11 protein-coding genes are annotated in these 13,561 nt (G+C 34.7%); 6 read left to right on the forward strand and 5 right to left on the reverse strand.

All coding sequences use genetic code 11. From position 1 onward, the window contains the following. Positions 1 to 6: 6 nt before the first annotated feature. The 4 genes from rsmG to rho form a co-directional block, all read right to left on the reverse strand. Positions 7 to 654 carry a 16S rRNA (guanine(527)-N(7))-methyltransferase RsmG gene (rsmG, locus tag GGR08_RS00755; RefSeq protein ID WP_183193508.1) on the reverse strand — a complete coding sequence of 216 codons (648 nt, stop codon included), beginning with the start codon at positions 652 to 654 and terminating at the stop codon, positions 7 to 9. Continuing rightward, on the reverse strand, positions 654 to 2,522 hold the full coding sequence (gene mnmG, locus GGR08_RS00760; RefSeq protein ID WP_183193509.1) for a tRNA uridine-5-carboxymethylaminomethyl(34) synthesis enzyme MnmG: 1,869 nt from the start codon (positions 2,520 to 2,522) through the stop codon (positions 654 to 656). Before mnmG ends, rsmG begins: the two co-directional genes overlap by 1 nt. A gap of 106 nt (positions 2,523 to 2,628) precedes the next feature. Further along, positions 2,629 to 3,936: a tRNA uridine-5-carboxymethylaminomethyl(34) synthesis GTPase MnmE gene (gene mnmE, locus GGR08_RS00765; RefSeq protein WP_183193510.1), complete on the reverse strand. Its 1,308-nt coding sequence runs from the start codon at positions 3,934 to 3,936 to the stop codon at positions 2,629 to 2,631. A gap of 30 nt (positions 3,937 to 3,966) precedes the next feature. Continuing rightward, complete coding sequence (gene rho / locus GGR08_RS00770; protein WP_183193511.1) at positions 3,967 to 5,232, reverse strand: transcription termination factor Rho; 1,266 nt, start codon at positions 5,230 to 5,232, stop codon at positions 3,967 to 3,969. A gap of 534 nt (positions 5,233 to 5,766) precedes the next feature. Between rho and GGR08_RS00775 the strand changes: the two genes are divergently transcribed. The 6 genes from GGR08_RS00775 (at position 5,767) to polA (ending at position 12,603) form a co-directional block, all read left to right on the forward strand. Continuing rightward, on the forward strand, positions 5,767 to 6,591 hold the full coding sequence (locus GGR08_RS00775) for a pyruvate, phosphate dikinase/phosphoenolpyruvate synthase regulator (RefSeq protein ID WP_183193512.1): 825 nt from the start codon (positions 5,767 to 5,769) through the stop codon (positions 6,589 to 6,591). Between the two features lie 11 nt (positions 6,592 to 6,602). Continuing rightward, positions 6,603 to 7,199: a Maf family nucleotide pyrophosphatase gene (locus GGR08_RS00780; protein WP_183193513.1), complete on the forward strand. Its 597-nt coding sequence runs from the start codon at positions 6,603 to 6,605 to the stop codon at positions 7,197 to 7,199. Then, the gene (locus GGR08_RS00785) at positions 7,192 to 8,070 is read left to right on the forward strand and encodes a shikimate dehydrogenase (protein WP_183193514.1); all 879 of its coding nucleotides are present in this window, start codon (positions 7,192 to 7,194) and stop codon (positions 8,068 to 8,070) included. Before GGR08_RS00780 ends, GGR08_RS00785 begins: the two co-directional genes overlap by 8 nt. Further along, positions 8,067 to 8,654, forward strand: coding sequence for a dephospho-CoA kinase (gene coaE / locus GGR08_RS00790; RefSeq protein WP_183193515.1), 588 nt, complete (start codon positions 8,067 to 8,069; stop codon positions 8,652 to 8,654). The genes GGR08_RS00785 and coaE overlap by 4 nt, the downstream gene beginning before the upstream one ends. Positions 8,655 to 8,658: 4 nt before the next feature. Further along, the gene (dnaQ, locus tag GGR08_RS00795) at positions 8,659 to 9,369 is read left to right on the forward strand and encodes a DNA polymerase III subunit epsilon (RefSeq protein WP_183193516.1); all 711 of its coding nucleotides are present in this window, start codon (positions 8,659 to 8,661) and stop codon (positions 9,367 to 9,369) included. Positions 9,370 to 9,696: 327 nt separating this feature from the next. Next, positions 9,697 to 12,603 carry a DNA polymerase I gene (polA, locus tag GGR08_RS00800; RefSeq protein ID WP_183193517.1) on the forward strand — a complete coding sequence of 969 codons (2,907 nt, stop codon included), beginning with the start codon at positions 9,697 to 9,699 and terminating at the stop codon, positions 12,601 to 12,603. A gap of 5 nt (positions 12,604 to 12,608) precedes the next feature. Here polA and GGR08_RS00805 read toward each other — a convergent pair whose 3' ends face one another. Next, the gene (locus GGR08_RS00805; RefSeq protein WP_183193518.1) at positions 12,609 to 13,472 is read right to left on the reverse strand and encodes an endonuclease/exonuclease/phosphatase family protein; all 864 of its coding nucleotides are present in this window, start codon (positions 13,470 to 13,472) and stop codon (positions 12,609 to 12,611) included. Positions 13,473 to 13,561: the final 89 nt, after the last annotated feature.

The following is a 13,561-nucleotide window of genomic DNA, read 5'->3' on the forward strand; positions in this document are numbered from 1 at the left end:
TTTGCTTTACCCTCTATATGATCGAATATGAGAAATTTCTAAAATAACAGAATTTTCATCAACTTTACTTTTATGTTTTAGCAGATCAAATTGCCAATTGGCAGAGGCATTTTTTATTTCAGTAGCGTAATCCCGACCTTTTTGCAAAAGGGCTATTGTTTTTTCTGTTAATAAAGGAAAAATAATCTGAAAAAGAGTATTGAGTGGTGCTAATCCCCGTGCTGTGATAATATCAGATATGGGAATTTTTTGATATAAATCTTCGATTCTAGCATGATAAACCGTTGCTGGAAGATTAAGCTGGGCAACGACTGTTCGCAAAAAAGCAGCTTTTTTCCCATTACTTTCAACAAGATTAATATGACCTGTTTTTTTTTCTTTCAGAAAAATAGCAATCACAATTGCAGGAAAACCTCCTCCCGATCCTAAATCACACCAGTGTAAAGAATGATCATACAAAGGAAAAATTTGTGCTGAATCTAAAATATGTCGTTTCCATAAATCTTTTATTGTTGTAGCAGATATTAAATTAATATGCGCATTCCATTGAATAATTAAAGACTCAAACTGAATTAAATTTTCCATCGTTTCACGTGAAACAGAAGGAACAATACTTAACAATTGTTGATATTTTTTTTCTGTAGAAAAATCCATTAAGCTGTTTTAGCCTTTTCACGTCGTTGACGTTGAATATATGTCATAATAAGCGATAATGCAGCAGGTGTCATGCCATCAATTTTTTGTGCCTCAGCAATTGAACGAGGTGATATTTCTTTAATTTTTGATTTAAGCTCATTTGAAAGACCTGAAATTGCCTGAATATTAAGAGAAGAAGGAATTTCTAAACGTTCATCTCTCTGAAGAGAGGCTATATCTTGTGCTTGTTTATCTAAATAAACTGCATATTGTGCTTCAATTTCTAAAGATTCTACTGTTTTAGAGTCAATTTCTTTTAATTGTGGCCAAAAATGTGAAAGACGCTTTAAAGTCATATGAGGATAAGCAAGAAAATCATAAGCTGAACGCCGAATTCCATTATGATTAACGTGTAATCCATGAGCAGAAGCTTCAGTAGGTGTAAAAAAGAGATTTTGACATATTGATCGTGCTTGATCAAGACGTTGTTGTTTTTTCTGATAATACTCCCAACGTATTTTACTCACAATCCCCCACTCATGCGCCAAGGGTGTTAAACGCATATCAGCATTATCAGATCGTAAGGATAAACGAAATTCCGCACGCGATGTAAACATTCTATAAGGCTCACAAACGCCACGTGAAACCAAATCATCAATCATAACACCAATATAAGCGATAGAACGACTTATAAATATTTCATCTAATTTACCTACTTTACGTGCAGCATTCAATCCAGCCAAAAGACCTTGTGCTGCAGCTTCCTCATATCCTGTTGTGCCATTAATTTGGCCTGCTAAAAACAAACCTGGTAAAGAGCGTAATTCTAAGCTTCTTGTTAATTGTTGTGGATTAACAAAGTCATATTCAATAGCATAACCAGGCTGCAAAACTGTAGCATTTTCTAATCCTTCAATGGTTTTCAATAGAGAAATTTGTACATTTTCAGGAAGAGAAGTAGAAAGACCATTCGGATAAATAGTATCATCATTTAATCCTTCTGGTTCCAGGAAAATCTGATGTCCATCACGTTCCCCAAATTTAATAATTTTGTCTTCAACTGAAGGACAATAACGTGGCCCTAATCCTTCAATATTTCCAGAATATAAAGCAGAACTACAGATATTTTCGCGGATAATTTGATGTGTTCGTGCATTTGTACGTGTTATTGCACATTCAATTTGTGGCTGTTCAATTTTCTCTGTCAAAAGAGAAAAGGGAACAGGATTTTCATCTGCTAATTGTTTTGGAAGAGATTCCCAAGCAATTGTTTTTTTGCTTAAACGAGCAGGTGTTCCTGTTTTTAATCGCCCGAATTTTATATGATAATTTCTCAAACGTTGAGCAAGTTTCACACTAGACTGGTCTCCCATACGACCAGCAGCCCATTTTTTATCACCAATATGAATAAAACCATTTAAAAATGTACCTGTTGTTAAAACAACAGCACCAGAAAAAATTTCTCCTTGTTTTTTTAAAACAACACCCGATACATAATCATCTCTAACAATTAAATCAACAACTTCATCCTCAATGAGAGAAAGATTTTCCTGTTCTTTTAAGAATTTCTGGATTGCTTCTTTATAGAGTTTTCGATCCGCTTGTGTTCGTGGACCTCTCACTGCTGGTCCTTTACGTCTATTAAGTAATTTAAACTGAATTCCAGCAGCATCTGCCGCTTTTCCCATGAGACCATCCAACGCATCTATTTCACGAACTAAATGTCCTTTTCCAAGACCACCAATAGCAGGATTACAAGACATAGTTCCCAGCGCTGATATTTTGTGTGTAACAAGCGCTGTTCGTGCTCCTACACGTGCTGAAGCCGAAGCTGCTTCACATCCAGCATGACCACCACCAACAATGACAACATCATATGATTGCATTTAATTCATTCCATAGAGAATACTCTAAAGTTTCACGTGAAACAGAAGATAATTTACATATTTTTTATAATCTGTCTATGAAATAATCAATGTTTCACGTGAATCATTATTTACCAACACAAAACTCTGAAAAAATGATATCAAGCAAATCTTCAACATCAATATCTCCCGTAATTCTTCCAAGAAAATCACTTGCACGACGAAGATGTTCTGCACGTAAACTGAGATCAATCGAATGGAAATTAAGAGAAAATTCAAGTTCTTTAACAGTTTCCTTTAATAATTGAAGTTGCCTTTTACGGACAGGAACAAGATTACCAATTTCAGAAAAGCGTTGATGGCAAAATGTTTCAAGTTCTTTAATAAAATAATCAAAATTTAGACCAGTTAATGCAGAAAATTGTATAGATAAAAACCGATTATTTTCTTCATAAAGATCAAGCTTATTACCAACGTGCCATATTTCAGCTGACGTTTCTGGTAAATCAACTTTCTTAGGATTTCCTATATCATAAACCAAAATAACCAAATCAGCTTCCCTAATATGCTGCTTAGCAACTTCTATTCCCAATAGTTCTATTTTGTTTTCTGTCTTTCTAAGACCAGCAGTATCCGTTAAAAAAATAGGTAAACCACCAAGAATAAGTCTAATTTCTAAAGCATCGCGGGTTGTCCCTGCTTCTTCTGTCACAATAGCAACAGCTTTTCCTGAGAGACGATTTATAATGCTTGATTTTCCAGAATTTGGAGCACCCGCAATGACGATTTTTAATCCGTCACGTAAAATACTTGCACGTTCTCCCTCAGCAATATGTTCCCGAAGAGAAGTGCAAAGTTCTTCCACATCTTTCCAAACCTTATCAGATATTGCATGGGGAATATCTGCTTCATCAACAAAATCAAGTTCTGCCTCAATAAAAGCACGAACCTTTATCAGCTTATGGCGCCAATCACGATAAAGCATTGTTAAGTGTCCACGTGCCCCCATAACTGCTAAACGACGCTGGCTTTCCGTTTCAGCCTCTATTAAATCAGCAAGACCTTCTGCTTGAACAAGATCTAGTTTTCCTTCCATAAATGCACGACGTGAAAATTCACCTGCCTCTGCAATACGGCATCCAGAAAATGTTGATAATTCATCAAGAAAACGATTAACAACAGCTTTTCCTCCATGCAAATGAAATTCTGCACAATCTTCCCCCGTAAAACTATGAGGAGCAGGAAAAAAAACAGTTAAAGCAGAATCTAAAAAACTACCATCACGAGCAGTAAGATTCCCATAATGCATAAAACGAGCTTTAGGCAAACAACCACAAAGCGTTTTGATTATATCCACAACATGAGGACCAGAAAGACGAATCACTGCAACCCCTGAAGGTAACAATCCACTCGAAATAGCAAAGATTGTATCCACAGGTTTTTTCCTAATAAAAGTTTAATGATTCTACGTATTCATTGAATCAAAAAAATCAATATTATTTTTTGTTTGTTTTAATTTATCAATCAAAAATTCAATGGCATCTGTTACATTCATAGGAGCTAAAATACGACGAAGAACAAAAATTTTGTGTAAATCTTGTCGTGCTACCAAAAGCTCTTCCTTACGCGTTCCTGACTTTAAAATATCCATAGCAGGGAAAATACGCTTATCAGCAACCTTACGATCAAGCACAATTTCTGAGTTACCTGTTCCCTTAAATTCTTCAAAAATAACCTCATCCATGCGGCTTCCTGTATCAATCAAAGCCGTCGCAATAATAGTTAAAGATCCACCTTCCTCAATATTACGCGCTGCACCAAAAAAACGTTTTGGACGCTGTAAAGCATTTGCATCCACCCCACCTGTCAAAACTTTACCTGAAGACGGAACAACCGTATTATATGCGCGCCCAAGACGTGTGATAGAATCGAGAAGAATAACAACATCGCGTCCATATTCAACGAGACGTTTGGCTTTTTCAATGACCATTTCTGCTACTTGTACATGACGTATTGCAGGTTCATCAAAAGTAGAAGAAACTACTTCTCCTTTTACTGAACGCTGCATATCGGTAACCTCTTCTGGTCGTTCATCGATTAAAAGAACAATAAGATAACATTCAGGATGATTAGTAGTAATAGAATGAGCAATATTTTGAAGTAAAACTGTTTTTCCTGTTCGAGGTGGCGCAACAATTAATCCTCTTTGTCCTTTTCCCAAAGGAGATATTAAATCAATTACGCGTGATGACATATCCTTCTCTGTAGGATCTTGTATTTCCATTTGAAAACGTTCATTTGAATAAAGAGGCGTAAGATTATCAAAATGAATTTTATAACGAATCTTTTCAGGTCTTTCAAAATTAATTGTATTAATTTTAAGGAGAGCAAAATAACGTTCTCCTTCTTTTGGACTACGTATAGGACCTTCAATAGTATCACCTGTTTTCAAAGAAAATGACTGAATTTGTGCAGGTGAAAGATAAATATCATCAGGTCCAGGAAGATAATTAGCATCAGCAGAACGCAAAAATCCAAACCCGTCTTGCAAAACTTCAACGACACCTTCACCTATAATTTCTACATCCTGTAGAGCAAGTTTTTTTAAAATTGCGAACATTAATTCTTGTTTGCGCATAAGAGAAGCATTTTCAACTTCTAATGTTTCAGCAAAAGAAACAAGTTCAACTGGATTTTTACTTTTAAGTTCTTGTAGTTTCATTTTCTGCATGAAATATGCTCTTTTAAATTAAGGAGAGGATCACCCTAAACAATTTATGGAGATTTTTGTGAATGGAATATTCTTTAAGAAAGGACCATTTTACACTCAATTTTGTTAATCTGCAAGTGCCATTTATATGAAATTTATTTGTGTAATATTAAATAATTATATGAAAAATTTGAAAAAACGTAAAATCTGAACAGTATTTAACTATTTTTTAAATTTATAGTATGAAAAAAGTATTTTTCACAAAATCCTTATTAATATATTTTTAAAAAAAGAGGATTCTTTTTATTTAAAACTGTGTTTAATGTGAATTATTATTCATACCTTATTTATCCTCAAGTTTATCCACAAAAGAGAAAAAAAAATAATAAAGATAACACTATCTTAAAGATATTATCCCCTCTTTTTTTACAATAGGCATTTGATTATCAAAAGTGTTTAATTTGTGCATAATAATAAAAGATTTTTCTTAAATTTTATTTTTATAAAAACCATCAAAAATATATACACATGTCTTAACAAGGAGTTAAAATTTTTGTGATAAAAGAAAAAAAATCCTTTCATTTACACATGCTTTCTGATGCAACGGGAGAAACCTTAATCTCTTTAGGAAGAGCTGTAGCATCCCAATATGCAATGAGTCAGGAAATAGAGCATATTTATCCTATGATTCGTAATAAAATCCAGTTACAAAAAGCTCTTGATGAGATACAACAAGAGCCAGGCATTGTTCTTTACACAATGATTGATGAAGAACTTAAACTTCTCCTTCAAAAAAGATGTAAAAAAATAAAGGTTCCCTGTATTGATATATTGTATCCTGTTTTAAATGCTTTTCAGTCTTACCTTGGAATGCCAACTCATTTACGTGTTAGTGCACAACATGATCTCAATGCAGATTACTTTCGTCGTATTAAGGCTTTGGATTTTACAATAGAGCATGATGATGGACAATCTTCCAGTAGCTTAACCGAAGCAGATGTGATTCTTGTAGGAATTTCGAGAACCTCTAAAACGCCAACAAGTATCTATTTAGCAAATCGAGGAATAAAAACGGCTAATGTTCCTCTTATTCCTAATATTGATTTACCAGAATCCCTTTTAAAGGCAAAAAAATCTTTAATTATTGGTTTAATTGCTTCAGCTGAAAGAATCTCACATATTCGCCAAAATAGGAATTTGGGAGAAGGTTTTTCTCTTGAAAGTTATACTAATCGTATTAACATAGCCGAAGAATTAATTTACGCAAAACGCATTTGCGAACGTTTTGGTTGGCCTATTATTGATGTCACGAGACGTTCTATTGAAGAAACTGCCGCTGCAGTATTTGAACTTTTATCACGATTTCGTGAAGAAAAATGAAAGAAATCTTCATGGGCGAAAATACATTAATCTTAGCATCTCTTAGTTTTTATCGTGCACAATTATTGAAAAAGGCAGGTTTAAATTTCTTCATTGAAGGGGCTTCTTTTGATGAAAGAGTAGTAGAAAAAACAGGAAAAGAAAAAACACCTAAAGAACTCAGCTGTTTTCTCGCGAGTGCAAAAGCAAAAAATGTTTCAGATCGTTTTCCTGATGCTTTCGTTATTGGTTGTGATCAAGTGCTTGATTTAGAAGGTAAAGTTTTTCATAAAGTAACAAATATTAATGAAGCACATCAACGTTTACATGAGTTGTCAGGAAAAAGACATTCTCTTCATAGCGCAGTAACTTTATTTAGAAATGGGCAAAAAATTTGGCTTGAAGCTTTTAGTGCACATATGTCCGTACGTTTTCTCTCGTCAGAATTTATTGAACGTTATTTAGCACGTGTAGGAAAAGATGTTCTAAATAGTGTAGGAGTATATCAAATTGAAGGGGAAGGAATTCATCTCTTTGAAAAAATTGACGGAGATTTTTTTACTATTGTTGGTTTACCTTTGCTTCCTCTACTCGTAAAACTACGTCATTTGGGTATTATTGATGGTTGACTTAATAACAAAAGAAAAAAAGATAAAGTATCCTCGTGCTTTTGTTGTTGGTTCTCCTATTCACCATTCGAAATCGCCAAGAATTCACAATTTTTGGCTTAAACAATATGGTTTACAAGGAGAATATCTTGCACAAGAAGTAACGTTTGAAGAATTTAGACATTTCATTGGCTCTTTAAAAGAAATGGGTTTTTGTGGAGGAAATGTTACTTTGCCTTATAAACAGGAAGCCCTTCGTTTAGCAGATTATAAAGATGAGATATCAACAATGATAGGTGCTGCTAATACGCTTTGGTATGAAGGAGATAAACTTTGTGCCACAAATACTGATGCCTATGGTTTTAATGCTAACCTTGATGATTTTTCACCGGATTGGGGAGGAGAAACAGCTCTTGTCTTTGGAGCAGGGGGCGCTGCACGAGCGATCTTATATGCCTTAAAAAAACGCGGATTTGAACATATTTATTTGCTTAACCGCACAAAAGAACGCGCTGAGAATTTAGCTCAGCATTTTGGCAAAAATATTAAAGTCTATGATTGGTGTAAGATTCACGAAATACTTTATCAAGCTGATTTGATTGTTAATACAACTTCTATAGGCATAAAAAATCTAGAAGAAAAAAGTGATTCTTTCTTTTGGGATTTCCATAAAGCAAAAATAACGGCATTGGTAACAGATATTGTTTATACACCATTGATAACTCCTTTTTTACAACAGGCAAAAGCTTGTGGCCTAAAGACAGTTGATGGTCTTGGAATGCTTCTACATCAGGCTGTTTTAGGGTTTGAACGGTGGTTTGGAATAAGACCAGAGGTAACAGAAGCATTACGGACAGCCATTTTAGAGGATATGAGTGAAGAAAGAGAATGAAGATTGTAGGATTGACCGGATCAATTGCTATGGGAAAGTCAACAGTTGCTAATTTTTTCAAGCAAATGGGTATTTCAGTTTTTAGTGCTGATGAGATAGTACAACAACTTTACAAAAGCGAACCAGCTTTATCACTCATAGAAAATGTTTTTCCCGGTGTTGTTGAAGACCATGAAGTTAACCGTTTAAAACTTTCTGAAATTTTGATTGATAATAATAAAAAGTTACAAACATTAGAAAAAATAATTCATCCTTTGGTACGAGAAAAAGAAAGAGAGTTTATTGATACGGCCCGCAAGCAAGGGAAAAAATTAATTATTCTTGATATTCCACTTCTTTTTGAAAAGAATGGTGAAAGCCGTGTAGATAGTGTTATTGTTGTTTCTGCACCACCAGAAATACAAAAAAAACGTGCAATGATTCGCCAAGGTATGAATGAGAAAAAATTTGCCTTTATCAATTTTCAACAAATACCTGATGAAAAAAAACGTGAACGCGCTGATTTTATTATTGATACAGGGAAAGATTTGGAGAATACACGTCAACAGGTTTTTGATGTAATAAAAAAATTACTAAAGAATTGAAATCATGCGGGAAATTATTTTTGATACAGAAACAACAGGTTTAGATAAAGAAAAAGATCGCATAATCGAAATTGGTTGTGTAGAGATGGTTGATCGTTACCTTACGGGGCGTCAATTCCATGTTTATTTAAATCCACAAGGTGTTATTATTCCTGATGAAGTTGCGGCAATTCACGGATTAACTAATGAACGCCTGAAAAACGAGAAAAGTTTTAGTGATATTGTCGATGAATTTTTGGAATTTATTAAGGGTGCAACAATGGTTGCACATAATGCGAGTTTTGATATTGGTTTTATTAATGCAGAATTAAAGCGCGTTAATAGGCCGCTTATCAGTATTGATAATATTCTTGATACATTGGCTATAGCACGTCGTAAATTTCCTATGGGTCCTAATTCTCTTGATATTTTATGTAAACGCTTTGGAATTGATAACAGCCATCGTGTTCTTCATGGTGCTTTACTTGATGCAGAGATTTTGGCCGACGTTTATATTGAACTAATTGGTGGAAAGCAGGGCGTATTGGGTTTTGATAACAGAAAGAGTATTGATGAACAATATATACAAAGTAACAAAGATACGTCTTATGCAGTTAAATTTCGCCCCCAGGCTTTACCTTCAAGATTGAGTGTGCAAGAAAAAAGGTTGCATGCTGATTTTGTCAATAAAATTGGTAAAAAGGCTCTGTGGAATAACTACAAAGTTTATGAATAATATACCTTATCTTTTCGCTAAAAAAGTTACTTGAAGATTTAGATAAAAATATGGATGAAAAAAAAATGGCCGTTGTGGGGAGGGGAACACCACAACGACCCTGTCGCTACATTGTACCTCAGCTATCATAGGAGGAGCAAAATGAAAGCTATTAATCCTGTAACAGCAAAGAAAAGCTCTAGGTACTTAACATAAAGTGCAACGACACCGTGCTTTATGAAAAGAAAAAATGGCTTTTTAGAGGCAAAATGAAAAAATTAAAATAAAAATGAAAAAAATATATAAAAGTAATTTGTTTTTTAGCTGAAATGGAGAAATAAAATTGTCATGAAAACAACAGATCATCTATTGTTGGTCGATGGATCAGGCTACGTTTTTCGTGCTTACTATGCTTTGCCGCCTTTAAAACGCAAAAAAGATGGACTTCCTGTAGGGGCAGTAGCTGGTTTTTGTAATATGCTATGGAAATTACTTTGTGATGCTCGTAATACAACGACAGGGATTGTTCCAACACATTTTGCTGTTATTTTTGATTATTCATCTGATACTTTTCGAAAACAAATTTATCCTCAATATAAATCGAATCGCGCTGAACCTCCAGAAGATCTAATTCCTCAATTTTCTTTGATACGTCAAGCAACCAAGGCTTTTAATTTGCCTTGTGTTGAAAAGGAAGGTTTTGAAGCAGATGATTTAATTGCTACCTATGCAAAATTAGCAACAAAGGTTGGAGTAAAAACGACTATTATCTCTTCTGATAAGGATCTTATGCAACTCGTAAATACACGTGTATCCTTATATGACGGAATGAAAGATAAACATATAGGCATATCAGAAGTTATAGAAAAATGGGGTGTTACCCCTGAAAAAATGATTGATTTACAAGCTTTGATTGGAGATTCAACAGATAATGTACCAGGTATTCCCGGCATTGGTCCAAAAACTGCAGCTCAGTTGTTAAATCAATTTGGTTCTCTTGATCTTTTGTTTCAACACGTAACGGAAATTAAACAAACCAAACGACGTGAAAACATTCAAACTTATAAAGAACAAGTTAAAATTTCTCGTGAACTTGTTAGGCTTAGAACAGATGTTCCTATAGATAGTAATTTAGATGACTTTATTTTAGAACCACAAGATGGGCCACGCTTAATTGCTTTTTTGAAAGCAATGGAGTTTTCAACATTAACACGTCGCGTGGCAGAGGCAACGAAATGTGATGCAGCTGTTATTGATGCTCTCGATATAGATGTTGAATGGAAAAAAACTAGTTATGGGCATGATTCTGATATCAAAAACACTGAAGGCGCATCTTGTAATAATTTTTCTGAAAATTCGCCACAATATTTTGCACAAAAACGTAAAAATCAAGCACTAACTCAAAAAATTACAAGAGATACTTACACAACAATTCTTGATACGGAAGTTTTAAAAGAGTGGTTATGGCAAGCACAAGAACAGGGTTTTTTCGCTTTTGATACTGAAACAACATCTCTTAATCCGATGCAAGCAAAGCTTGTTGGTTTCTCACTTGCATTACAGCCGGGAAAAGCAGCTTATATACCTCTTGAACATTTTGAAGAAAAAAATGACCTTTTAAGGGACGGACGCATTGCCTTGCAGATTGAGACAAAAAAAGCCGTAGAACTTTTAAAACCGATTCTAGAGGATTCAGGGGTGTTAAAAATTGGTCAGAATATAAAATATGATTGGTTGGTGATGAAGCAATACGATATTGTTATACATCCTTTTGATGATACAATGCTTTTGTCCTATGCTCTGGACGCTGGAACTTTAACTCATAATATGGATGATTTGTCTGAACGTTGGCTTGGACATAAACCAATTGCCTATAAGGATTTAACGCATAAAGGAAAAAAAATTACTTCTTTTGCACAAGTAGATTTAAAACAAGCAACTCTTTATGCAGCAGAAGATGCTGATATAACACTCCGCCTTTGGCAAATTTTGAAACCGCAACTTGTCGCTCAAGGCATGGTGAAAATTTATGAACGCTTTGATCGACCACTCGTAGAAGTTCTTGCAAGAATGGAAGAGCGCGGGATTCTTGTTGATAGGCAAATTTTATTGCGCCTTTCAGGAGAATTGGCGCAAACTGCTTTGATTCTAGAACAGGAAATTTATCAACTTTCTGATAAAAAGTTTAATCTTGCTTCGCCAAAACAATTAGGTGATATCCTTTTTGGCAAAATGGGATTGCCTGGAGGTGCTAAAACTAAAGGGGGACAATGGTCAACTTCTGCACAGACCTTGGAAGAGTTAGCTGCTGAAGGTCATATTTTACCGCGTAAAATTATTGCGTGGCGTCAACTTACAAAGCTAAAATCTACTTATACAGATACTTTGCCTTCTTATATTTTTCCAAAAACAGGGCGTGTTCATACGAATTATTCTTTAGCAATAACATCAACAGGGCGGTTATCATCATCAGAGCCAAATTTACAAAATATTCCAGTAAGAACTGCTGAAGGACGTAAAATCCGAACAGCTTTTATTGCTCCCAAAGGATATGTATTGCTTTCTGCTGATTATAGCCAAATTGAATTGCGCATTCTTGCTCATATTGCAGATATAAAAGCATTAAAAGAAGCTTTTGCGAAAGGGCATGATATTCATGCTATAACGGCATCACAAATGTTTGGTGTTGCAGTAGAGGGAATGCATTCAGATATACGACGGCGTGCAAAAGCAATTAATTTTGGGATTATTTATGGTATTTCAGCTTTTGGGTTAGCTAATCAATTGGGAATTTCACGTCAAGAAGCGGGTCGTTATATTCAGTTATATTTTGAAAGATTTCCAGGAATTAAAGATTATATGGAAAAAACAAAAATCTTTGCCCGTGAAAATGGTTATGTAGAAACAATTTTTAGACGTCGTATTTATTATCCAGAAATAAACGCAAAGGATGTAAAAATTCGTTCTCTTAATGAACGAGCAGCTATCAACGCTCCAATTCAAGGTTCTGCTGCAGATATTATTCGTCGTGCTATGATACAGATGGAAGATGCTTTAAAAGAGGAAAATCTATCGGCAAAAATGTTGCTACAAGTGCATGATGAACTGATTTTTGAAGTACCCAAAGAAGAGAGTAAAGAAACCATGGTTGTTGTTAAAAATGTTATGGAAAATGCTACAATGCCAGTTTTATCTTTGTCTGTACCACTTGAAGTAAAAGTCATGACGGCTCAAAATTGGGATGAGGCACATTAATTTTTTCATTTATTTTTAAGGGCGCTCATTGCGTTTGCAAGATTAAGATAAGCTTTTATAGGCAAATGATCTGAGGCAATGCGCGCAAGCGGAGAATGATGGTTTTCAATCCTTGTTACCAATTGGTGGGGAAAAGCAAAAACTCTGTCAAGAGCTAAAAAGGGAAGACGAGAGGGAAAACTTGGTACAATTTCAAGTGTATTATCAAAATAGGGCGAAAAATGGTTTAAGGATGAGCTTTTTCCCATTCGCCATTCATTAAAATCTCCAATGAGGAGTGTAGGCATAAGGGAGCGTTTTTGTAAAATTGCAAGGAGCATTTTTGTTTGTTGTTTACGAGAATAACGTAATAAGCCAAAATGAGCTGCAATAATACGAATAGGTCCTGTTGCCATTTCCAACTCTACAATTACAGCTCCACGTGGTTCAAGACCAGGAAGAGTGACTTGTAAAGTGTCGTATACATATCCCTTTCGCAAAAAAAGAGCATTACCATGCCAACCATGACCATGAGGTGACATGGTGTTGAGAGGAACAGGAAACAAACCGGTTTCAGATTTTAACAGCTGCAGATTAATCAAACCAATGCGTTCCCCAAAACGTCTATCAGCTTCTTGAAGAGCAAGAATATCAACTTGTAATTCAGCAATAACACGTACAATACGTGTAGGATTAAAAATTTTATCAACACCTATACATTTATGCACATTATAGGAAGCAACGGTTAGGTCATAATTATTATTTTGGTTAATGACATTCGGTTGATAATGATAATGGTTATAGATTGCATTTAAAAGAGAGTTATGAAGTTTTTGTTGGATAAAATCAGTAAACCAAGGAAACTTTTGCTTGTAAGGTATTTTTATCATTTTGCAGAAAGAATAGTACCTAAGAGGTAAAGGGTAAAAACTCACACTAAAAACAAAAAACCCTGTTTCTAAAAGAAACAAGGTTTTCA

Origin of the sequence: Bartonella fuyuanensis, from assembly GCF_014197255.1 — a bacterium.
Lineage (GTDB): Bacteria > Pseudomonadota > Alphaproteobacteria > Rhizobiales > Rhizobiaceae > Bartonella > Bartonella fuyuanensis.